The organism is Nitratireductor sp. WH36-1, from assembly GCF_058725515.1.
This window is the reverse complement of the sequence record NZ_JBZXDP010000002.1, coordinates 527,007-549,326: the sequence shown is the minus strand read 5'-3', so window position 1 is coordinate 549,326 and position 22,320 is coordinate 527,007. Positions and strand designations below refer to the sequence as shown.

Sequence of the window (22,320 nt, the reverse complement as noted above, 5' to 3'; positions counted from 1 at the left end):
TCAGTTGCGGGCCTTGGCCGTCTCACCGATCATTCCGTTCAGCTTCTGGGCCAGCGCCTCATCCGTCTGTGCGGACTGGATGATCTGGTTGTACTCATCGACCGAGATGCCGTCGGTCTTCTCCACGGCCTGCTCCATCTGCTGTGTGGCTTCCGCCTGAACCTGCTGCTTGTCATTGTCGGAAGACGCGCCCTGGAAACGCTTGGTGTATTGCTCCTTCACGTCGCTGACGGCGAGAAACGCGACCGTGAAGGCCTGCAGCTTCTGATCGTCGAACGACTGCGTCTGCGCCTGCGGAGCCGGCGAAGGTGACGGAACCGCATCCTGCGCCATGGCCGGTGAAAACACGGCCGCACTGGCGGTAAAGGCAATTGCGGTGGCGGCAGTGCGCAGCCTGGTGCGAAGAATCATACTGGAACTCCTTCCTTTCGGGTGTCCCTCCACGAGGGACCATGCATGGCCCGACCCCGGGTTCATCCCGGCTGCCACCCTCATGAAGAATGTGGCGAGAAGAAAGAAGACGCCGCACCCGCCCAATCAATTCGGATTGCCGGGAAAAACAAAAAATGAGTCTTCTGATGCAACCAAAGAAAAGCCCCGCCGAAGCGGGGCAAATCTTTTTGTTTGGAATGGCGTTCTAGTGGCCCGCCGGAGCGGGCTGTATTTGCTGGTCTGGATGATCATCTTCTTCCTGAACCAGCTGCGCCTTCGAAATGTAGGTGTAGAACATCGGAACCACGAACAGCGTGAACATGGTGCCGATGATCAGGCCGGTGAAGATGACCAGACCCATCGAGTAACGCGCCGCGGCACCCGCACCATCCGCGAGGATGAGCGGCACGACGCCCAGCGCCATGGCGGCGGTGGTCATCAGGATCGGGCGCAGACGCACCTTGGCCGAGGCGATGATCGCCTCATGGCGCGACATGCCATGCTCTTCACGCTGCTGGTTGGCGAACTCCACCATCAGAATGCCGTGCTTGGTGATGAGGCCGATCAGCGTGATCAGGCCCACCTGCGTGTAGATGTTCAACGTCGAAAGGCCGAGGTTGAGCGGCAGGAGCGCGCCGAAGATCGACAGCGGCACGGTCATCAGGATGATGAGCGGATCGCGGAAGCTTTCAAACTGCGCCGCAAGCACCAGATAGATCACCACGATGGCGAGCGAGAAGGCAATCACGATCGTGTTGCCCTGCTCCACCTCCAGGCGTGACTGGCCGGAATATTCGATGAAGAAGCCGTCCGGAATGGTGCTCCGGGCAATATCTTCGATCACGGCCAGTCCGTCACCCGTCGAAACACCCGGCACCGGAAGCGCCGAAATCGTCGCGGAGTTGAGCTGGTTGAACTGCTCGATGGCCGCAGCCGCCACATCGGTCGACACGGTGATCACCGCCGAGAGAGGAACCATTTCGCCCGTTGCGCTGCGCACGAAGAAGTCGCCCAGACGCTCGGGGTTGTTCCGGTATTCCTGCGGCACCTGCATGATGATGTCGTAGCTGTTGGAATCGCGGTCGAACTGCGCGACCGATCCGCTGCCGACAAGCAGGCTGAGCGTGCTGCCGATGTCGCTCACCGGAAGGTTGAGCGCGGCCGCGCGATCACGGTCCACCGTCACGACAACCTGCTGCGCATCGTAGGCGAGCGAGTTCTGCACGACGATGAAGCGGCCCGAAGCCTCGGCTTCCGCCTTGATCTTCTCGGCAACTTCGTAGACGCGGGACGAGTCGTCGGTCGACTGGATGACGAGCGAGATCGGCAGGCCACCACCCGCGCCGGGAAGCGAAGGCGGCGCGAAGACCAGAGCCTGAACGCCGGCGATGCCGGAAAGCCGCTGCTGGATATCCTGCTGGATTTCCTTCTGCGACCGCTCACGGTCGGCCCAGTCCTTGAACGCCCAGAGCGCGATGCCCGAATTGGTCTGTCCGCCAATGCCGACAATCGAGAAGTTGGCCTTGAGTTCGGGCAGATCCTTGGTCAGCTCACGCATCTGGTCGGTGTAGAGCGTGGTGTAATCGCTCGTCGCGTAAGGAGGCGCAGTGACCAGCGAGAACAGAGCGCCTTCATCTTCTTCCGGCGCAAGTTCGCTGGACGTGTTCATGAACATGAACCCGCTGAGCCCGACAAGAACCAGCACCACCAGAACGGTGATCGGGCGATAGTTGAGCGACCCCTTGACGATCCTCTCATAGAAGTTCGCCAGCCGGTCAAACGTGCTGTCGACGATCTTCTGGAAGCGGCTGTGGTTGCCGCGCTTCAGAATGCGCGCCGACATCATCGGCGTGATCGTCAGCGCGACGATGCCCGAGATCACCACCGCACCCGCCAGCGTCATGGCGAATTCGCGGAACAGCGAGCCGGTCAGACCGCCGATGAAGGTGAGCGGTGCGAACACGGCTGCCAGCGTGATGGTCATGGCGATGACCGGGCCGGTGATCTCCTTCATGCCGACAAAGGCGGCGCGGCGGGGCGAAAGCCCCTCCTCGATGTGACGGTGGATGTTCTCCACCACGACGATGGCGTCATCCACCACCAGACCGATGGCCAGAACCATGGCCAGAAGCGACAGAAGGTTGATCGAGTAACCGAGCGCGAACAGCACGAAACAGACGCCGATCAGCGAAAGCGGGATCGTGATGATCGGCATGAGAACGGAGCGGAACGAGCCGAGGAACAGAAGAACGATGACGATAACGATCAGCACCGCTTCCATGATCGTCTTGAACACTTCCTCGATGGACGCGCTGATGGAATCGGTCGCATCATAGAGGACTTCAATGGTCATGCCCTCGGGCAGGCTGTCCTGAATGGACGGCAGTTCGGTGAGCACTGCTGCCGACACGTCGAGCGGGTTTGCGCTCGGCGACGGGAAGACGCCGATAAAGGTGCCCGGCTGCCCGTTGAAGTTCACGCGCGTGTCGGTGCTTTCGGCTGCCAGCTCCACATCCGCAACATCACGCAGGCGAACGACCTCGTCACCGACGGCCTTGAGCGGCATCGCGCCAAAGGCTTCCGGCGTCTGAAGAGTGGATTCCATCTGGATGGCGTAGGAGACGTAGTCATTCTCCGTCTTGCCGGGAGCGGCAAGGAAGTTCGATGCCCGAATGCCGGCCAGCACTTCAGCCGCCGTCAGCTTGCGCGCCGCAAGGCGCACGGGATCGATCCACACGCGCATCGAGTATTCCGCCGCACCCATGACCTGAACCTCGGCAACGCCGGGGATCGTGGACATGCGCGGACGGATGACGCGTTCAATATATTCGGTGAGCTGCTCGCTCGTCATGTTCGGGTTCTGCATCGCCAGATACATGGTGGCGAACTGCATGCCCGTTCCCTTGACGATGGTCGGGTCCTTGGCGTCCGGCGGCAGATCGCTGCGCACCTCCTGCACCTTGGACATGACCTCGGTCAGCGCGACGTCCGGATCCGATCCGAGGCGCATCTTCACGCTGATCGTGCTGGCGGACGGACGGCTCTGAGAGGTGACATAGTCAACATTCTCGGTCGTCGCGACCGCACGCGCGATCGGGGCCGTGATGAAGCCCTGAATCAAATCGGCGCTCGCGCCGGGATAAATCGTGGTGACGGTGATAACCGTCTCCTCAACCTCCGGGTACTGACGCACCTGGAGATTGAAAAGGCCCTGGAAGCCAAGCAGCAGGATCATGAGGCCGAGAACGGTCGAAAGGACCGGTCGGCGTATGAAGATGTCAGAAAAACTCATTTGTCCGCTGCCTCTTCAGCCTTGCTGTCTTCGGCGTTGGTGTCTTCGGTCGCGGCGTTCTGAGCGCCCGGGGTGCCAGGGGCGCCAGGGTTGATCTGGTTGTCGATCTTCACCGGCGTTCCGTTGGAGAGACGGTTCTGGCCTGCGGTCACGATGATGTCGCCCGGCTCGACGCCGGAGCTGATCTCGATACGGTCGCCGGAGCGACGGCCAACCTTGACGAAGACCTGGCGGGTCTCCAGTTTCTCTTCATCGCCTTCCCCGGCGTCCTTCGGCTTGCGAACCGCGTACACGTAATCGCCGTAGAGGCTGGTGACGACGGCCGTCTGCGGCAGCGAAATGACGCCGTCTTCTTCCGGCAGGATCACGCCAACCTGAACGAACTGGCCGGGGGTGAGCTTGCCAGCGGTGTTGTCGATGCGGGCGCGCACCGAAACGAGGCGGCTCGACGGGTCAACCTTGGGATCGATACCGGTGATCGTGCCTTCAAACACGTCATTGCCGGAGTTCAGCCACAGGCGAACCGGCTGACCGATCTTCAGAAGGCCAAGGCGCTGCTCGGGAACGGTGAAGTCGGCGCGCATGGTCTCGGTGTCCTGCAGCGTGGCGACAATCGTGCCCGGCGAAAGATACTGACCGCGATCAACGCGCGGGATGCCGATCGTGCCGCTGAAAGGCGCGCGAAGCTGGCGCTGCTGCACCACGGCTTCTGCCTTCTCCACCTGTGCGGCGGATGCCTGGGCGGCGGCTTCGGCATTGTCCAGCGAAGCGCCGGAGCTGACACCACGGCTGCGCAGTTCGCGGGCGCGGTCGAGCGCCTGCTTGTCGAGGGCGGCCTGTGTGCGCGAGGCGCTTAAGTCGGCCTGCTGCACATTATCCTCGAGCTGCAGAAGGATCTGGTCCTTCTCCACCTGCTGGTTTGCCTCGAAGAGGATGTCGGTGACGATGCCCGTGGTCTCCACGGTCAGGTCGACACCCTGATTGGCATTAACCGTGCCAATGGCTTCAATGCTGGGCGTCCACCTGGCCTCTTCCGCTTCCACGGTGGAAACCGTCACGGTGGGAACGGGCATGTTCGCGAAGAACTGCTCGATCGCCTGATCTCGGAACATGTTGAAGCCGACTATTCCGCCTGCGAGAACCGCAAGCAGGACAATGGCAATAAGAAGACGCTTGATCATGTCGTCGGCCCCCGAAGGCGTATCTGAAAAATAATGGTTCGCTTACATAAGAATGGCGGAGATAGCGACGTTGCTGTTCACCCACAAGTGGGGATGGTCACGATCCTGGCTTGCAAACTGCGGCGCATTTACTGTACCGTCTGGACGGTATTGTCAAGACACAGGATAATTGTTGTGGCCAGAACAGGCTCAGGGGCGCGGGAAAAGATCCTGGCGGCGGCGGCGGAGATTGTCCGTGAGGCCGGCGCCGGGAACATGTCGCTCGACGCGGTCGCAGCGCGGGCAGGCGTTTCCAAGGGCGGCCTGCTCTATCATTTTTCCAGCAAGGCGAAGCTGTTCGAAGCCATGGTGGAAGAGTTCGTTTCCGAAGAATATGAGCGCTTTCAGGAGCGCCAGAAGCATCACGAAGGCGGCGCCAATGGCGGCGTCCATGCCTATCTCGATCTCTTTGTCGATGACCGCAAGAAGTGCCAGCCGCCGCCCTCCGGCCTGCTGGCCGCCCTTGCCGAGAACCCGGATTTTCTAAAACCGGTGCAGGCCTATGAGCGTGAGATTCTGGACCAGATGCGCGCCACGGCAAGCGACCCCGCGCTGGCCGTCATCACCCTTCTCGTCGTGCATGGCGTCCGGGCGATGGAGCTGCTTTCCATCAACGTGGTGAACAATCAGGAAATTTCCGAAACGGTCGCCGCCCTGCGCGGCATGCTCGACGGCCAGACGCCACAGCCAGCCTGAGTCGTTTTCAGTTTCGTCAGGCGCTTTGCCGCGCCCCCACCGCCGCGCGCGTGCCATGGCTGCGGTCTGCAAAACGCGGGATCGGCTCCTGCAGATGTTGCAAGGCGCTGACCGGTTCGCCGGCGATGCGCCGGACGAGCAACCGCCCCAGCAATTCGCCCGCCTCTGCAATGTCCTCATAGACGGCATCCACGCGCGGACGCACCTCGTCATAGAGCTGCGAAGTCTGCTTGACGACGAGGTCAAAGTCCTCGCCCACCTTCAGCCCCCGGTCGCTCAGCGCCGCCATGATGGAGAGCGCCGAAACCTCGCCCGCGCACACCACACCGTCAGGCGGAGCGGGCTGTTCAAGCCGCCAGCCCAGCCACGCGTAGAGATCGGCCGCACTGCTGTCGAGATTGATCTCGGCGGGCAGCTCCCATTCGACGCCGTTTTCGGCAGCGGCGGCAAGAAAGCCGTCGCGCAGATATCGGTGAAAGGTGAAGCGCTGCGGCGGCAGGATCAGCGCAAGGCGTCGCCTGCCCTTCGCGACAAGACGCTCCACCGCCATGCGGGCAAAGCCCGCATTGTCGTAATCGACGAAGGCGTGCTCGATCCCAAGATCGGTGCGCCCATGGGAGACGAACGGAAAATCGTTTTCGACCAGCAGCTTTACGCGCGGGTCATCCGGTTCGGTACGCGAGAAGACGACGCCATCCGCCGTGCGGTTGCGCAGGATGTATTCGATCGGATCGAGCGTGGGCGCTTCGGCGAAATGCGGCGTGATCACCAGATGATACTGCGTATCGCGCAGGGCGCGTGTGAGACCGCTGATCATGGAAGTGGAGAAGCCAAGCAGCTCGTCATGCGGGTCGAGCACGAAGCTGATGACATTGGTGCGGCCCGTGCGCAGATGGCGTGCCGCGCGGTCTGGCTGATAGCCGATCTCGCGCGCCACGCGCTGAACGCGCTGGCGCGTCTCAAGCGCAATCTGCGGCGCGTCGAGCAGCGCCCGCGAAACCGTGGTGACGGCAAGCCCGGTAATCTCTGCGATGGTGCGCAGCGTCGGTCGGTCGGATCGGCGCGCCATGTCAGGCTCCGCCGGCAGACGTCATCCAGCCCCCGGACGCGTCTGAATTTCTGATTTTGTTCATTTCAATCGATATAAATCGGATCTTTTGCGCTCGAGGCGCGACCTGCCTGTTGTGATTTCGTTTTGAGTTTCAACGTTCTACCTCCTTCCGCCAATCAGACAAGAAACTGATTGACCTTCCCCGGATTTATAACGTTATAAATATATAGATCGCAGAGGAGCAAGCGATCCCATTGGGAGGAGTATCATGATCATTCGCAAATTCGCCGCGCTTGCGGCGGGAGCAGCCGTTCTTTCCCTCACCGCTGGCAGTGCAATGGCCGAAGACAATGTCGAGGTTCTGCACTGGTGGACTTCGGGTGGCGAGGCAGCCGCGTTGAACGTGCTCAAGGAAGATCTGGAATCCAAGGGCGTGACCTGGCAGGACATGCCGGTGGCCGGTGGCGGCGGTGAAGCCGCGATGACCGCCCTGCGCGCCCGCGTGACCGCCGGCAACGCGCCGACTGCCGTGCAGATGCTCGGGTTCGACATTCTCGACTGGGCCGAACAGGGCGTGGTCGGCAATCTCAACGACGTCGCCGAAGAAGAGGGTTGGGCCGAAGTGGTTCCCGCCGCCCTTCAGAATTTCTCCAAATATGACGGCAACTGGATTGCCTCGCCGGTCAACGTCCATTCCACCAACTGGGTGTGGATCAACAAGGCCGCGCTTGATGCTGCCGGCGGCAAGGCCCCGGAAACCTGGGAAGAGCTCGTCGCCGTGCTCGACAAGATGAAGGAGAACGGTATCACCCCGCTCGCCCATGGCGGTCAGCCCTGGCAGGACGCCACGGTGTTCGAGGCGGTGGTGCTTTCTCTGGGCAACGACTTCTACAAGTCCGCACTCAACGATCTTGATCCCGAGGCGCTTGGCTCCGACAAGATGAAGGAAGCCTTCGACCGCATGGCCACGCTGCGCACCTATGTGGACGACAATTTCTCCGGTCGCGACTGGAACCTGGCCTCCGCCATGGTGATCGAGGGCACCGGCGGCATGCAGATGATGGGCGACTGGGCCAAGGGCGAATTCCTCAAGGCCGGCAAGAAGCCCGGCGAGGACTTCGTCTGCATCCGCTTCCCCGGCACGCAGGGTTCCGTGACCTTCAACTCCGACCAGTTCGTCATGTTCCAGGTGGGTGAAGACAAGCAGAAGGCCCAGAAGATGATGGCGTCTTCCGTCATGAACCCGGAATTCCAGTCCGCCTTCAATGTGGTGAAGGGCTCGGTTCCCGCACGCACCGACGTGCCCAACGAGGCCTTTGACGATTGCGGCAAGAAGGGCATGGCCGATCTTGCGGAAGCCAATGCCAGCGGTTCGCTGTTCGGCTCCATGGCCCATGGTCATGGCGCGCCGGCTGCGGTGAAGAACGCGGTGAACGATGTGGTCACGCAGCACTTCAACGGTGACCTCACATCGGAAGAAGCAGTCGAAGAGCTTCAGAACGCCGTCGCTGCCGCACAGTAAAACAGGCCAGTGCAACGCATCGTCAGGCGGGGTCTTCGCTCCGCCTGGCTGATCCGGCTGCCGCGCCGCACCGTTCAACGGGAAGCCCCGCATGAACCGCAATCGCCTGCAGGAGATCATTCCGCGCCTGGTGCTCAGTCCGAGCATGGCGCTGATCCTGATCTTCGTCTACGCCTTCATTCTCTACACCTTCTACCTGTCGATGACCGACTCGCGCATGCTGCCGTCCTACGGCTTTGTCGGTTTCGAAAACTACGAGAAATTATGGAACTTACGCCACTGGTGGCGGGCGCTCACCAATCTGGCGATCTTCGGCACTCTTTATATAGTGATCTGCTCGGTGCTCGGTCTGTTCCTGGCGATCCTGCTCGACCAGAAGATCCGCGGCGAAGGCTTCCTGCGTCCCATCTATCTCTATCCGATGGCGCTCTCCTTCATCGTCACCGGCACGGCCTGGAAATGGTTTCTCGATCCGGGCATCGGTCTTGAGAACACCATGCATCAATGGGGCTGGGCGAGTTTCGAGTTCGCCTGGATCAAGGACCGGACACTGGCCATCTACACGGTGGTGATCGCCGCTGTCTGGCAATCCTCCGGTTTTGTCATGGCCATGTTTCTTGCGGGCCTGCGCGGCGTCGACAGCGAGATCATCAAGGCCGCTCAGATGGACGGCGCGTCGAACGTCACCATCTATCGCCGCATCATCATCCCCATGATGCGCCCCGTCTTTCTTTCCGCCTTCGTGGTGCTCGCGCATCTGGCGATCAAGTCCTACGACCTGGTGGTGGCGCTCACAGGCGGCGGCCCCGGTCAGGCGACCGAACTGCCGGCAACCTTCATGTATTCCTACACCTTCACCCGCAACCAGATGGGCATTGGCGCATCGTCGGCCATCATCATGCTGGTGATGATCTTCTCGATCATCATTCCCTATCTCTATTCCGAGCTGAAACCGGGGAGGCAGAGATGAGCGCCGGGAAAACCGTTGGCGTCAGCGGCAACAGGCTTGCCCGCGCCCTGCTCTACACCGTGCTGATCGTCTTCGCGGTCTATTATCTCCTGCCGCTCTACGTGATGCTGGTCAATTCGGTGAAGCCGCTGGACGAGATCCGTCAGGGCAACATGCTCGCGCTGCCGGACGTCTTTACGCTCGAGCCATGGGCCAGGGCCTGGTCGAGCGCGCAGATAGGCGTGCAGCCGACCGGGCTGAAACCCTATTTCTTCAACTCCATCCTGATGGTGGTGCCGGCGGTGGCCATCTCCACCGTTCTGGGCGCGCTCAACGGCTATGTGCTCACCAAATGGCGTTTCCGGGGTGACGACATCGTCTTCGGGCTCATCCTTCTGTCCTGCTTCATCCCGTTCCAGATCGCGCTCATTCCCGCAGCGCGCATTCTGGGCATGCTGGGCATTGCCGGCACGACGCAGGGGCTGGTTCTCATCCACGTGGTCTACGGGCTGGGCTTCACCACGCTCTTCTTCCGCAACTACTACGCCGCCTTCCCCACCGAGCTGGTACGCGCGGCGCAGATCGACGGCGCTGGCTTCTTCCAGATCTTCCGGCGCATTCTCCTGCCGTCCTCCGCGCCGATCATCGTCGTCACGGTGATCTGGCAGTTCACGAACATCTGGAACGACTTCCTGTTTGGCGTGTCGTTTGGCGATTTCGACTCCCAGCCGATGACGGTGGCGCTCAACAATCTGGTGTCATCGTCGGGCGGCGTGAAGGAGTACAACGTCCATTTCGCCGGCGCGATCCTCGCCGCACTCCCCACGCTCGTCGTCTACATTGTCTCCGGACGCTATTTTGTGCGCGGCCTCATGGCCGGCGCCGTCAAAGGATAAGCCATGGCCTTTCTCAAGATCGACAATCTCAGGAAATCCTTCGGCAAGGTCGATGTGCTCAAGGGCATCGATCTGGAGATCGAGGAAGGCGGGTTTCTGGTTCTCGTCGGCCCGTCCGGCTGCGGTAAGTCCACCCTGCTCAACACCATTGCCGGGCTCGAGCCCATCACCAGCGGTTCGATCAGCATCAATGGCAAGGTGGTCAACGACCTGCACCCCTCGCAGCGCGACATCGCCATGGTGTTCCAGTCCTACGCGCTCTACCCCAACATGACGGTGGCCGAAAACATCGGCTTTGGCATGGAAATCCGCGGCGTCCCCAAGGCGGAACGCGATGCGGCCATCGCCAAAGTGGCCGAGACACTGCAGATCGGCGCGCTGCTCAACCGCAAGCCGAGCCAGCTTTCAGGCGGCCAGCGCCAGCGTGTCGCCATGGGCCGCGCGCTGGTGCGCGATCCGATGGTGTTCCTGTTCGATGAGCCGCTTTCCAATCTCGACGCCAAGCTCCGGGTCGACATGCGCACCGAGATCAAGCGCCTGCATCAGCGCATGGGCACCACCATCGTCTATGTCACGCATGACCAGATCGAGGCGATGACGCTGGCCACCAAAATTGCCGTGCTCAAGGACGGCGTTCTGCAGCAATTCGGCACGCCGGCTGAAATCTACAACACGCCCAACAACCTCTTCGTCGCCGATTTCATGGGCTCGCCTTCCATGAACCTCATCCCCGCAAAGGTGAAGGCCAGCGGCGGAGATGTGGCCATCATGATGGAGCGCGACGAGGGCGAGCCACTTGCCCTGCCCTTCGCCGGCGCCAATGGCGCGCTTGCCGGGCGAGACGGTCAGAACGTGGTGTTCGGCATCCGGCCCGAAGCGCTGACCGATCCGGACAGCGCCGACCGCAATGCGCGCCATGTGAGCGAACTCGACTGCGACATCGAGGTGATCGAGCCGGCCGGCTCCGACACATTCGCCGTCACACGGCTCGGTGGTCGTGAGATCGTCGCGCGGCTTCGCGCCGACGCACCCATTTCGGCCGGGCAGACAGCCCGCCTCGCCTTCAATCTCGACAAGGCGCTGCTGTTCGACCCGGAAACCGAAGCGCGGATTGTCTAGGCTCAGGACCTACCCGTTGCGGAAGGCGTAGCTGTAGCCATTGATGGCCGGCACGCCGCCCAGATGCGCGTAAAGCACTTTCGAACCTTCGGGAAAGTAGCCCTTCTTCACGAGGTCGATCATGCCCTGCATGGATTTGCCCTCATAGACCGGATCGGTGATCATGCCTTCCAGCCGCGCGCAGAGGCGGATCGCCTCCTTCGTTTCTTCCGAAGGCACGCCATAGGCGGGATACGCATAGTCCTTCACCAGAACCAGATCGTCTTCCTCGATGTCGCGGCCGAGTTCCACCAGCTTCGCCGTGTTGCGCGCGATCTCCAGCACCTGGGCGCGCGTCTGGTCCGGTGTGCCCGAGGCGTCGATGCCGATCACATTGCGGGCGCGGCCATCGGCGGCAAACCCCACCAGCATGCCGGCATGGGTGGAGCCCGTCACCGTGCACACGACAATATAGTCGAAGGTGAAGCCGAGTTCGGCCTCCTGCGCGCGCACCTCTTCGGCAAAGCCCACATAGCCAAGCCCGCCATATTTGTGCACCGATGCGCCGGCGGGGATCGGATAGGGCCTGCCGCCCTTTGCCTCCACGTCCTTCAAAGCGTCTTCCCAGCTTTGCCGGATGCCGATGTCGAACCCCTCATCCACCATCTGCACATCCGCGCCCATCACGCGGCTTAAGAGAATGTTGCCCACGCGGTCGTAGACGGCGTCTTCATGGGGCACCCAGCTTTCCTGCACCAGCCGGCATTTGAAGCCGATCCGCGCAGCCGTGGCGGCAACCATGCGCGTGTGGTTCGACTGCACGCCACCGATGGAAACCAGCGTGTCCGCGCCAGAGGCGATGGCGTCGGGCACTATGTATTCCAGCTTCCGCAGCTTGTTGCCGCCGAAGGCGAGGCCCGAATTGCAGTCCTCCCGTTTTGCATAAAGCGCGACCCCGCCGCCCAGATGCGCCGAGAGACGTTCCAGTTTTTCGATATGGGTGGGACCGAAGGTGAGCGGGTAGCGCTCGAATTTTTCCAGCATGGCAGACCTTTCCAGAAGTTGGATCGTTGCGGAAAGGCTAGCCAAAAACCGAAGAAAGGTGCTTCCATAGTTCGATGAAGTTTGAAGCAGGAAAGCGACAGCAGTTCCGTACAATGCTTCAAGCCGCAAAAATTATGGGGAAGATATGGAAGAACCTTCCGCAGGCACGGAACTCGACCGCACCGACATGCGCATTCTGCGCCATCTTCAGCGAGACGGGCGGTTGAGCAATGCTGATCTGGCAAAGCGCGTTGGCGTCAGCGCGGCCACCTGCCATCGCCGCACCGAGCGGCTGTTCAGGGATGGCTATGTTCGCGGCGTCCACGCCTCAATCGCGCCCGGGCATGTCGGGCGCGGCGCGCTGGTCATGGTCGGTGTGGTGCTCGACCGTTCAACGCCGGAGAGCTTTTCCGCCTTCGAAGCCGCCATCCGCGAACTGCCCTTCATCCTCGACTGCCATCTGGTCGCCGGCGATTTTGACTACTTCCTCAAGATAAGAGTGCGCGACATGGCTGATTTCAACAGGCTGCACGGCAGCCAGCTGATCGCGCTGCCCGGCGTCCGCCAGACCCGCACCTTCTTCGTGATGAAAGAGGTGGTGGACGGCGCAGCGCTCGATTTCTGAGCGCCGCGCCGTTCCCGTCATTTCAGCCGCGTCAGAAGTCCCGCCATCAGCTGTGCGCGTTCGACAAGGCTGTCGATCTGGATGTGTTCGCCAAGCGTGTGTAGGCCCGCGCCGCGCACGCCGATGGAATCGAGCGTCGGTATGCCCAGCGCGCCGGTGAAATTGCCATCGGAGCCGCCGCCGGCGCTGGCATGGGTCAGGTCGAAGCCGATCTCGTCGGCAACGCCGCGCGCGAGGTCGTAGACGGCCATGGTTCCGGCGTCCGGCTCCCAGACGGGGCGGGTCACGCCGCGCGTCACCTCGATCACCACATCGTTCTCCTCGCCCGAAAGCGCGAGCATCCGCTCGATGCCGCGGTCGAGATCGGCCTGACGCTTGGCCATGGAAAGCACTTCCGCATCGCAGAAGGACGAGACGCAGTTGACCCACTGGCCCGCATGAACCACGCCCACCGAGAAGGTGCAGTCGTCGCCGGTCATGCTCTCGATTTCGAGTATCTTGCGCGCCATGGCGGCGATGGCCGAGCGGCCATCCTTGAGCGCCCAGCCGGCATGGCTCGGGCGGCCCGACGTTTTCACATTGTAGCGGGCGATGGCGTAGCGGCCGGTCACGGCCCCGCCATCCTCGCGCGCGGGTTCGGGCACCAGAACGATCTTGTTCTTGCGCGCCTCCATCTCGATCAGCTCGCGTGTCGAAGGCGTGCCCACCTCTTCGTCGGGCGTGAACAGCACGGTGATCGGCAACGGGGTTTCGATGCCGGCGAGAATGAGCTGGCGGATCGCCTCGATGCTCACATAGTTGCCGCCCTTCATGTCCTGAATGCCGGGGCCGTAGCAGCGGCCATCCTCGATGCGCCAGGGGTTCTTCTCCAGCGTGCCGACGGGATGAACCGTGTCGAGATGGCCGGAGATCAGAATGCCAGGCTTGCCGAAGTCCCGGTGCGGAAAGCGCGCGCGCACCGAACCGCCAAAACCCATGCGGCCGGGAATGCGCTCGATCTCCGCGCCCACAGCGGCAAGCTCATAGGCGGCGAGGTCCATCATGCGGTCCACCGCAGCCGCGTCGAATGTCGGGCTCTCGCAGAGGATCCAGGGTTTGAGCCCGGCCAGCATGGTGTCCGTGTCGAATGGCAGGTTCTTGAAATTCATGGTCTGTATCCTGAACTGGAGCAATTACGGGAAAAGTGGAAACGGGTTTCGTTCGGAATTGCGCAAAAACAATGGGTTGGAGCGTTTTCGCATTTCAGCGAAAACGCTCATATGGCTGGCTCAGAGCGGAAGGCGCTTTTCGACGATACGGGCCATGATGCTCGCACCCACGGGCAGAATCCCGTCATCGAGAATGAAGCCCGGATTGTGAACGGGGACCGAGCCCTTGTGGCCAAGCGTGCAATAGGCCCCGGGAACCGCTTTCAGCATGTCGGCGAAATCCTCGCTGCCCGTGACCAGCTCCCTGGTGATGGTCGCATTGTCCTGGCCGACAATCTCGGCCGCCGCTTCGCGATAGGCTTCGGAAAGGTCGGCGTCGTTCATCAGAACATCGAAGACGGGGCGCAGGTCCGGAACGATTTCCACGTCGTAACTCGTGGCAAAACCGGCGCAGAGCTTTTCCACCCGCTCATGGATCAGGTCGCGCACTTCGTCGGAGAAATAGCGGATGGTGCCCGAGATCACCGCCTTGTCCGGCACCACATTATAAGCCGATCCGGAATGGATCTGGGTAACCGAGAGCACGGCGGGCTGCGTCGGTTGCACGTTGCGGCTAACGATGGATTGCAGGCTCTGCACCAGCGCCGTGGCAATGACGATGGGATCGCGTGCATGATGGGGCATCGCGCCATGGCTGCCGACGCCGTTGATGGTGATGTCGAAAAAGGTCGCGCCGGCCATCGCCGGTCCCGGCTTGACGCCGAATTTGTTCGGCTCCGCGAGCGGGTTGTTGTGCATGCCATAGACTTCGTCGCAGGGGAATTTGTCGAACAGCCCGTCGGCCAACATGGCGCGCGCGCCGCCAAGCCCCTCCTCCGCCGGCTGGAAGATCATGACCGCACGGCCGGCAAAGTCGCGCGTTTCGGCCAGATAGCGCGCCGCACCCAGAAGCATGGTGGTGTGGCTGTCATGCCCGCAGCCGTGAAACGCGCCGGGGTTTTTCGAGGCGTAGGGAAGATTGGTCAGCTCATCCATGGGAAGCGCATCCATGTCGGCACGCAGGCCAATGGTGCGGTCGCCTTCCTTCTTGCCCTTGATGACGCCGATAACCCCGGTCTTGCCGAGCCCGGTGTGAACTTCGTCCACGCCCCACTTCTTCAAAAGCTCCGCCACGATGCCCGATGTGCGGACTTCCTCGAAGCCGATTTCGGGGTGCTGGTGGAAGTCGCGGCGGATCTCCGTCAGCTCATCTGAGTAATCAGCGATTTTCGGCAAAACGGGCATTTTTTTCTCCAAACTGACGCTTTTCACGTCAAACGGTCTGCAATTCTCTGAAATTCGCGAAATCCCACTGACGCCCGGGTGCTGCCTCGATCAGCGCGCGGGTGTAGGCGTGTCTGGGGGCGGAAAGCACATTGGCGGCGCTGTCATGTTCGACCACGCGCCCATGCTGCATCACAACCACCTCGTCGCAGATCTGGGCGGCAACGCGCAGATCGTGGGTGATGAAAAGAATGGCGATGCCGAGTTTCTGCTGAAGCTCGTCCAGAAGGTCGAGCACCTGCGCCTGAACGGAAACATCGAGCGCGGAAACCGCCTCATCGGCCACCAGCACATCCGGCTCCATGGCAATGGCGCGCGCGATGGCGACGCGCTGGCGCTGCCCGCCGGAAAACTGGTGCGGATAGCGGTCGATGGCGTCGTCGGGCAGACCAACGAGTTTCAGGAGTTCACGCGCCCGCGAAAGCGCTGCCTTGCGCTCCGTTCCCATATTGAGCGGTCCCTCGACGAGGCTGCGCCCGATGGTCCATCGCGGGTTCAGCGAGCGGAAGGGATCCTGAAAGACGATCTGGATGTGACGGCGCAGCGGCTGAAGCGCACGGCGTGAAAGCGTGGCGATCTCATGGTCGGCAACGCGGATCTCGCCCTCCGTCGGATCGATCAGCCGCATGATGCAGCGCGCGACGGTGGATTTGCCCGAGCCGCTTTCGCCGACAATACCGAGCGTGCGCCCGCGCTGAATGGCGAAGTTCACATCGGTGGCCGCCTTTGTGGGTTCGCTGCGTTTGAACACGCCATGCGCGCCATAAACCTTCTGCAGCCCGCTTACCGACAGAACCGCCTCCCCACCGGGCGCATCGCGCGCGGCGCGCGGGGTGAGGCTCGGCACGGCCTGAAGAAGCTCGCGCGTGTATTCCTCCTGCGGGTGGCGCAGCAATTGCTCGACCGGGGCCTGTTCGACGATCTTGCCAAGCTTCATCACGTGAACGGTGTCGGCAATCTCGGCCACCACGCCCATATCATGGGTGATGAAGAGAACGGCGGTGCCGTGCTTTTCCTGAAGCTCGGCGATGAGGGTCAGGATCTGCTGCTGCGTCGTCACGTCGAGCGCGGTGGTCGGCTCGTCGGCGATCAGAAGCTGCGGCTCGAGGATCAGCGCCATGGCGATCATGATGCGCTGGCGCTGGCCGCCGGAAAGCTGGTGCGGATAGGACCGGTAGATGCGTTCGACATCGGGCAGATGCACCTGGTTCATGATGTCGAGCACACGCGCCTTCTTCTCCTTCGCGGAGAGCCTGGTGTGCGTGTTGAGCACTTCCTCGATCTGGTCGCCAACCCGGATAACCGGGTTAAGCGCAGTCATGGGCTCCTGAAAGATCATCGAGATCTTCTGCGCGCGCATGTCGCGCATCGCCTGCGGGCCAAGATCGAGCAGGTTCTTGCCTTCAAGCCCGATCCGCCCGCCGGTGGCGGCAAGCGCGCCCTTGGGCAAAAGCCCCATGACGGAGAGCGAGGTGACCGATTTTCCCGAACCGGACTCCCCGACAAGACAGACCGTCTCGCCCTGCCGGATTTTCAGCGACACATGGTCGAGAACCGGGGCCGCCGTTTCGTTTCCGGCAAGGCGGACCGTCAGTTCCTCGATTTCCAGAACGTTCGGCATGTCATCGAAATTGCGGGTCTTGAATTTCATGGTCACCCCTCCCGCTTCTTGAGACGCGGATCCAGCATGTCGCGTGCGGTGTCGCCCAGAAGGTTGATCGACAGGATGCACAGCGAGAGCATCAGCCCCGGCCAGAAGATGAGCGACGGCTTGAGCTGGAAGTAGACACGGCCCTCGGCCATGATGTTGCCCCAGGTGGGAATTTCGGTCGAAACACCGGCACCCAGGAAGGACAGGATCGCTTCGGTGAGGATCGCCGATGCGCAGATATAGGTACCCTGCACGATGAGCGGTGCGAGCGTGTTGGGCATGAGATGCTGCCAGAGGATTTTCGGCATGGAGGAGCCGAGTGCGATGGCGGCTTCCACATAGGGTTCTTCACGCGCCGACAGAACCACCGAACGCACCAGCCGCACGACACGCGGTATCTCGGGAATGGTGATGGCTCCCATGACCGACCAGATGCTCGGCCCGTTGAGCGCGACCAGCGCAATGGCGAGCAGAATGGAGGGAATGGCCATCAGGCTGTCCATGATGCGCATGATGATGGCGTCCGCCGTGCGGAAGAAGCCCGAGACAAGACCGATCAAAAGACCGATGAGCACACTGACGACCGCAGCCGATATGCCGATGAAGAGCGACACGCGGCCTCCGGTGATGACGCGCGAAAGCACGTCGCGCCCATAGGCATCGGTACCAAGCGGATAGGTCTCGCTCGGCCCTTTGAGCCGCTGGAGCGCATCGATGGCCATGGGATCGTGCGGCACGATGAGCGGGGCCAGAAGCGCCAGCATGACGATGATGAAGAGCACAATGGCAGCGATGACCGGCCCGGCGCCGAGACGCCAGCCCCGCGGCAGCGCCATCGCGCCGAACAGCCATTGCATGCGGGATGCGGGTTGCGGGGAAGCGACCATCAGTAGCGGATCCTCGGATCGAAGAAGGTGTAGGAGAGATCGATGAGCAGGTTGATCAGAACGTAGAGACCGCTCGTCAGTAGGATCATGCCCTGAATGACCGGATAGTCGCGCGCCAGAATGGCGTCGACCGTGAGGCGCCCGATGCCGGGAATGTTGAACACGCTTTCGGTGACCACCACGCCGCCAATCAGAAGCGCAAAGCCGGTGCCGATGATCGTCATGATCGGCACGGCGGCATTGGACAGCGCGTGGCGGAACAGGACCACGGTTTCCTTCACGCCCTTGGCGCGCGCGGTGCGGATATAGTCTTCACCCAGAACCTCAAGCATGGAGGCGCGGGTCATGCGCGCGATAAGCGCCACATAGATGGTGGCGAGCGTGAGACAGGGCAGAATGGCGCGGGACAGGAACTTTCCGAAATCCTCCGTTGGCGCGACATAGCCCTGAACGGGGAACCAGCGCAGCTCGATCGAGAAGATCTTGATGAAGATGTAGCCGATGACGAAAACCGGGATCGAAAAGCCCAGAACCGAAAAGGTCATGACCGCGTAGTCGACCCAGGTGCGATGACGCCAGGCGGCGAGCACGCCCATGGGAACGGCGATCAGAACGGAAAGCAGAATGGTCAGGACGGCGATGTTCACCGTGGGCCAGATGCGCTGACCGATCATCTGGGTGACCGGTGTGCTGGAAATCAGCGATGTGCCGAGCTCGCCCTGCATGAGAAGGCCGACCCAGGTGATGAACTGTTCGTGCAGCGGATCGGACAGGCCAAGCGAGGTGCGGATGCGCTCAAGCTGTTCGGGCGTCGCCATGTCGCCGGCGATGATGGCGGCCGGATCGCCCGGCGTCAGCCGGAGCAGCAGAAAAACGAATATGGCGACGATGACCATGACCGGAATGACGGCCAGAACGCGCCGGAGAATATAGCCTAGCATCGGAACGTGACGTCCTTTGACCTGTGACGTGCGAAAGGCTGCCGCCTTGCAAAAAAGCGGGGCGCGCGATCCCGATCAGGGAGCGAAAGGGAATCGCGCCGGGCGCATGGCCCGAATGCCCCGTGAATGACCCCGCCAGACAACCGGCGGGGCAGGAGTTCACGCGGTCAGTCCGCTTTCTCGATGTTCCAGAACACCGGAACGGGAGACGGGATCATGCCGGTCAGCTTGTTGGTGCGCGCCTGCGGCATGACATATTGGCCAAGCGGGACATACAGAACATTGTCCAGCGTGTGCTTCTGGATGTCGACGGCGACTTCCTTCTGCTTTTCAGGCGTATCGGCGGCGATGAAGGCTGCGCGCAGCTCCTCGATCTTCTCGTCCTCGGGCCAGCCGAACCAGGCGGCGTCTCCGCGGCCGTTCAGCATGGGGCTGATGAGCGGCGAGTTGATCTCCGGCACCATCCAGTTGGTGAAGAAGATGTTCCAGCCGCCTTCGGCGGGCTTGGCCTGGCTGGCGCGGCGGGTGACGAGCGTCTGCCAGTCCATCGCCTGCATGTCGACATTGAAGCCGGCCTCGCGCATGGCCTGTGCGGCCACCACCGGCTGGGCGGTGAGGCTGACCACGTCGGTCGGCTGCATCAGCACGATGGGCGTGCCGTCATAGCCGGCCTCTTCGAGGAGCTTCTTCGCGCCTTCGATGTCGCCGCCGGAGGTGAGCGTGTCGGAGCCGGATTCATCACCCAGCGGCGTGCCGCAGCCAAAGATCGCGCCGCAGACCTTGTAGTAGTCCGGATTGCCGATCAGCGTTGCGAGAACCGCTTCCTGGCTGAGCGCCATCTGCGCGGCCTGGCGGATCTTCACATTGTCGAAGGGCGGATGCTTGAAGTTCATGCGGCCGATGGTCTGGTAACCCAGGTCGTCGCGGGTCTCGACCGTGATATCCTCGCTCGCCTCAAGCAGCGGCAGAAGGTCGATCTGCACCTGCTCGATATAGTCGATTTCACCCGACATGAGCGCATTGATGGCGGTCTGGGCATCGGGCATGGTGACCCACTTCACCTCATCGACCTTCACGTTCTTGCCGCCGGCCATCCAGCTCGCTGCGCCATCGCGCGGGACATAATCCTCAAACTTGCGATAGGTGACCGAAACGCCGGGCTGGTACTCGTCGGCAACGAAGACAAACGGCCCGGAGCCGGTGTAGTCGGTGATGGCCTCGTCGGCGGAGCCGCTGGCCACGCGCGCCGGCATGATGAAGGGCGGCACGGCGGACTGTTTGCCGACCGTGTCAAGCAGCGCCGGGAACGCGCTCTTCAGCTTCCAGACGATGGTCTTGTCGTCTGTGGCTTCAAGGCTTTCGGTCACATCGAAGATGAGCTGGCCGCCGGAATCGCGCTTGCCCCAGCGCTGGAGCGAGGCAACGGCGTCGGCTGCGGTGACCGGCGCGCCGTCATGGAACTTCAGACCGTCGCGCAGCGTGAACGTGTAGGTGAGATTGTCGTCGGAGATCGTCCAGTCGGCCATCTGCGGCTGCGGGGCGAAGTTCTCGTCAACGGCCACCAGCACGTCATAGACCATGTAGCCATGGTTTCGGGTGATGTGGGCGGTGGTGATGATCGGGTCGAGCACGCGCAGGCCCGAATGCATGACGGCCGTGATCGTGTTGTCCTGCGCAAGGGCCGGCGTGGCCGCCCCGATGCCCGCGATCAGCGCTGCACCGGCGGCAAGGCCAAGCGACGCACCGCGCACATGGCTCTTTAAGTGGTGAATTCTATCCTGAAGACGCGACATGAGTTCCCTCTTTTTCTTTGGAAAGTGAAATTGTGTTCGTCGTGACGTCTCAAACGCGGTTCTCCCGCCGCGCTTTTCTCCTGTCAGCCCTCCATCATGAGCGGTTCGCTCTGTGAGCGGCGGAAAACCGGCCCCCGGGGCGACAGGCGCATTCCATCCGCCAGTTTCGTCCACGGCAGGTCCGCCGGGTCGAGCGGCATGGGCCCCGGCGCCGTGCAGACCAGAACGGTCTCGGCGACGGGATCGAAATCGGCGCGGAAATGCACCGAACTCTTGTTGACCAGAATGGCCATCTCCGTCGGCTCGATGCCGACGAAACGATACATGGCGAGATCGGCCATCTGCGCCTTGTGCGTGGCGACGACGATCTTCACACCGTCGATCGACAGGCAGGCGGACGGGCCGACATTCATATGCGTGCCGCCGTAATAGGGGCCGGTCGCATGAAGATCGCCATTGGAGAGCTTTTCCACGCGGAACGTGCCGGTGAAGGGCGCGTCACCCGGAACGCCGGACTGACCGCCCAGCGGAATGGTGATCTCGGCCCCCTCCCCTGCTGCGTGGGCGGCAAGGGCCGCAAGCGGATCGATGATCATGCCGATGGCGGCGCGACGCGCGCCGTTTCTCAAAAGCGCGCGCAGCATGCCGGTCGTGTTGGAATCGCCGCCGGCGCCGGGATTGTCCTGCGTGTCGGCAATGACCACCGGGCGGCTCGCCCCTTCGGCAATGCGCATGGCTTCGCGCACGCCTTCATCAGGGCCCCAGGCGCGGCCGGCAAAAGCCTCCTCCGCTTCCATGATGCGCGCATAGAGTTGGTCCGCCGCGCGGTCGGCCGCGTCCTGGGTTTCTGCATAAGCGAGAACGGTCTGGCCGCACGCCTCGATATCGGCTGCGGGAAAGCCCATCCAGTAGGACACGCTTGCAACCGGCCCCGTCTCCAGCGCGGCAACCTCTTCATAGAGGCTTTTCGCCGGTTCGATGAAAGTGCACTGCCAGGGAATGGAAGTGAGATAGGGAAGCCGCCGGAAGGCGCTGGCGAAGGAGCGGCCCCGCGCCATCAGCCTGTCGAGGCCCTCGGCGGCGCGCCGGCCGGTCTCGGCCATGTCCACATGCGGATAGGTGCGGAAGGCGACAAGCAGATCGGCTTCATCGACCATGAGCTGCGTCGTGTTGCCATGCAGATCAAGGCTCACGGCAATCGGCACGTCGGGACCGACGACCGCGCGCACACGGGCGATCAGTTCGCCTTCTCCGTCATCGAGATGTTCGGCGACCATCGCGCCATGCAGGTCGAGGCAGACGCCGTCCAGCGGACCGGCCGCAGCGATCCCGTCCACGATTTCACCGGCGATGCGCTCATAGGCGTCCCGCGTGACATGAGCCGACGGGATGGCGCCGGTCCACAGAACCGGGACGATTTCCCATCCGGCTTTCTGCGCATGCGCAACCGCGCCGGATATGCCCAGATTGACGCCCGGCGAGCGCTCGATGATCTCGTTTCCGCGCGACAGGGGCAGATAGCCGCCCCCCTGCTCGAAATGCGCATAGGTCGCGGGAGATGGTGCGAAAGTGTTTGTTTCGTGAAGGAAACCGGCGAGTGCAACGCGCCTTTTCATAAGACGCCTCCCCGCAAGAGACTGCCGATCGATAGGCTACGCCGCATTCACAAGCCCCGCTGTTGCAAGACCGCATTTTCGGGTCGACGCCCGTGAAATGCGTGATAGGGTGAAGGACCAAGTATCGCTGTACGAT

Annotated in this window: 18 protein-coding genes; 6 read left to right on the top strand and 12 right to left on the bottom strand. The window is 62.2% G+C overall.

Annotation, left to right across the window (positions count from 1 at the left end; translation table 11 throughout):
• The 3 genes from AC4PTT_RS21690 to AC4PTT_RS21680 all read right to left on the bottom strand — a co-directional run bounded on the left by AC4PTT_RS21690 (nucleotide 1) and on the right by AC4PTT_RS21680 (nucleotide 4,905).
• On the bottom strand, nucleotides 1-411 hold the full coding sequence (locus AC4PTT_RS21690) for a DUF4168 domain-containing protein (protein WP_113157087.1): 411 nt from the start codon (nucleotides 409-411) through the stop codon (nucleotides 1-3).
• Between the two features lie 226 nt (nucleotides 412-637).
• Complete coding sequence (locus AC4PTT_RS21685; RefSeq protein WP_113157088.1) at nucleotides 638-3,724, bottom strand: efflux RND transporter permease subunit; 3,087 nt, start codon at nucleotides 3,722-3,724, stop codon at nucleotides 638-640.
• Nucleotides 3,721-4,905 carry an efflux RND transporter periplasmic adaptor subunit gene (locus AC4PTT_RS21680; protein ID WP_206548932.1) on the bottom strand — a complete coding sequence of 395 codons (1,185 nt, stop codon included), beginning with the start codon at nucleotides 4,903-4,905 and terminating at the stop codon, nucleotides 3,721-3,723. The genes AC4PTT_RS21685 and AC4PTT_RS21680 overlap by 4 nt, the downstream gene beginning before the upstream one ends.
• A gap of 174 nt (nucleotides 4,906-5,079) precedes the next feature.
• Here AC4PTT_RS21680 and AC4PTT_RS21675 point away from each other — a divergent pair, with 174 nt between their 5' ends.
• Nucleotides 5,080-5,640 carry a TetR/AcrR family transcriptional regulator gene (locus AC4PTT_RS21675; RefSeq protein WP_113156400.1) on the top strand — a complete coding sequence of 187 codons (561 nt, stop codon included), beginning with the start codon at nucleotides 5,080-5,082 and terminating at the stop codon, nucleotides 5,638-5,640.
• A 16-nt stretch (nucleotides 5,641-5,656) separates the two neighbouring features.
• Here the strand turns inward: AC4PTT_RS21675 and AC4PTT_RS21670 are convergent, their stop codons facing one another.
• On the bottom strand, nucleotides 5,657-6,709 hold the full coding sequence (locus tag AC4PTT_RS21670; RefSeq protein ID WP_113156401.1) for a LacI family transcriptional regulator: 1,053 nt from the start codon (nucleotides 6,707-6,709) through the stop codon (nucleotides 5,657-5,659).
• A 256-nt stretch (nucleotides 6,710-6,965) separates the two neighbouring features.
• On the opposite strand from AC4PTT_RS21670, the gene AC4PTT_RS21665 reads away from it, so the two are divergent.
• The 4 genes from AC4PTT_RS21665 (at nucleotide 6,966) to AC4PTT_RS21650 (ending at nucleotide 11,177) form a co-directional block, all read left to right on the top strand.
• Nucleotides 6,966-8,213, top strand: coding sequence for an ABC transporter substrate-binding protein (locus AC4PTT_RS21665; protein ID WP_371685998.1), 1,248 nt, complete (start codon nucleotides 6,966-6,968; stop codon nucleotides 8,211-8,213).
• 91 nt (nucleotides 8,214-8,304) lie between these two features.
• On the top strand, nucleotides 8,305-9,183 hold the full coding sequence (locus AC4PTT_RS21660) for a carbohydrate ABC transporter permease (RefSeq protein WP_113156403.1): 879 nt from the start codon (nucleotides 8,305-8,307) through the stop codon (nucleotides 9,181-9,183).
• Nucleotides 9,180-10,058, top strand: a complete 879-nt coding sequence (locus AC4PTT_RS21655; protein WP_206553059.1) for a carbohydrate ABC transporter permease — start codon at nucleotides 9,180-9,182, stop codon at nucleotides 10,056-10,058. Before AC4PTT_RS21660 ends, AC4PTT_RS21655 begins: the two co-directional genes overlap by 4 nt.
• 3 nt (nucleotides 10,059-10,061) lie before the next feature.
• Nucleotides 10,062-11,177 carry an ABC transporter ATP-binding protein gene (locus AC4PTT_RS21650; RefSeq protein ID WP_206546487.1) on the top strand — a complete coding sequence of 372 codons (1,116 nt, stop codon included), beginning with the start codon at nucleotides 10,062-10,064 and terminating at the stop codon, nucleotides 11,175-11,177.
• A 9-nt stretch (nucleotides 11,178-11,186) separates the two neighbouring features.
• Here the strand turns inward: AC4PTT_RS21650 and AC4PTT_RS21645 are convergent, their stop codons facing one another.
• Nucleotides 11,187-12,200: a 1-aminocyclopropane-1-carboxylate deaminase gene (locus AC4PTT_RS21645; protein WP_492162715.1), complete on the bottom strand. Its 1,014-nt coding sequence runs from the start codon at nucleotides 12,198-12,200 to the stop codon at nucleotides 11,187-11,189.
• 145 nt (nucleotides 12,201-12,345) lie between these two features.
• Between AC4PTT_RS21645 and AC4PTT_RS21640 the strand changes: the two genes are divergently transcribed.
• Entirely contained in the window at nucleotides 12,346-12,825 is a 480-nt protein-coding gene (locus AC4PTT_RS21640; protein ID WP_297559127.1) for an Lrp/AsnC family transcriptional regulator, read from the top strand.
• A gap of 17 nt (nucleotides 12,826-12,842) precedes the next feature.
• Here AC4PTT_RS21640 and AC4PTT_RS21635 read toward each other — a convergent pair whose 3' ends face one another.
• The 7 genes from AC4PTT_RS21635 to AC4PTT_RS21605 all read right to left on the bottom strand — a co-directional run bounded on the left by AC4PTT_RS21635 (nucleotide 12,843) and on the right by AC4PTT_RS21605 (nucleotide 22,184).
• A complete protein-coding gene (locus tag AC4PTT_RS21635) occupies nucleotides 12,843-13,973 on the bottom strand; it encodes a M20/M25/M40 family metallo-hydrolase (RefSeq protein ID WP_492162714.1) in 1,131 nt (376 codons plus the stop codon).
• Between the two features lie 120 nt (nucleotides 13,974-14,093).
• Nucleotides 14,094-15,257 (bottom strand): M20 aminoacylase family protein, encoded by a 1,164-nt coding sequence (locus tag AC4PTT_RS21630; protein WP_492162713.1) that lies wholly within the window; start codon nucleotides 15,255-15,257, stop codon nucleotides 14,094-14,096.
• Between the two features lie 28 nt (nucleotides 15,258-15,285).
• Entirely contained in the window at nucleotides 15,286-16,947 is a 1,662-nt protein-coding gene (locus AC4PTT_RS21625; RefSeq protein WP_492162712.1) for an ABC transporter ATP-binding protein, read from the bottom strand.
• A gap of 2 nt (nucleotides 16,948-16,949) precedes the next feature.
• Nucleotides 16,950-17,834 carry an ABC transporter permease gene (locus AC4PTT_RS21620; protein ID WP_113156411.1) on the bottom strand — a complete coding sequence of 295 codons (885 nt, stop codon included), beginning with the start codon at nucleotides 17,832-17,834 and terminating at the stop codon, nucleotides 16,950-16,952.
• Nucleotides 17,834-18,775, bottom strand: coding sequence for an ABC transporter permease (locus AC4PTT_RS21615; RefSeq protein ID WP_206546493.1), 942 nt, complete (start codon nucleotides 18,773-18,775; stop codon nucleotides 17,834-17,836). The genes AC4PTT_RS21620 and AC4PTT_RS21615 overlap by 1 nt, the downstream gene beginning before the upstream one ends.
• Before the next feature lie 167 nt (nucleotides 18,776-18,942).
• A complete protein-coding gene (locus AC4PTT_RS21610; protein ID WP_206553056.1) occupies nucleotides 18,943-20,568 on the bottom strand; it encodes an ABC transporter substrate-binding protein in 1,626 nt (541 codons plus the stop codon).
• A gap of 83 nt (nucleotides 20,569-20,651) precedes the next feature.
• A complete protein-coding gene (locus AC4PTT_RS21605) occupies nucleotides 20,652-22,184 on the bottom strand; it encodes a M81 family metallopeptidase (protein WP_475080228.1) in 1,533 nt (510 codons plus the stop codon).
• Between the last annotated feature and the right edge of the window lie 136 nt (nucleotides 22,185-22,320).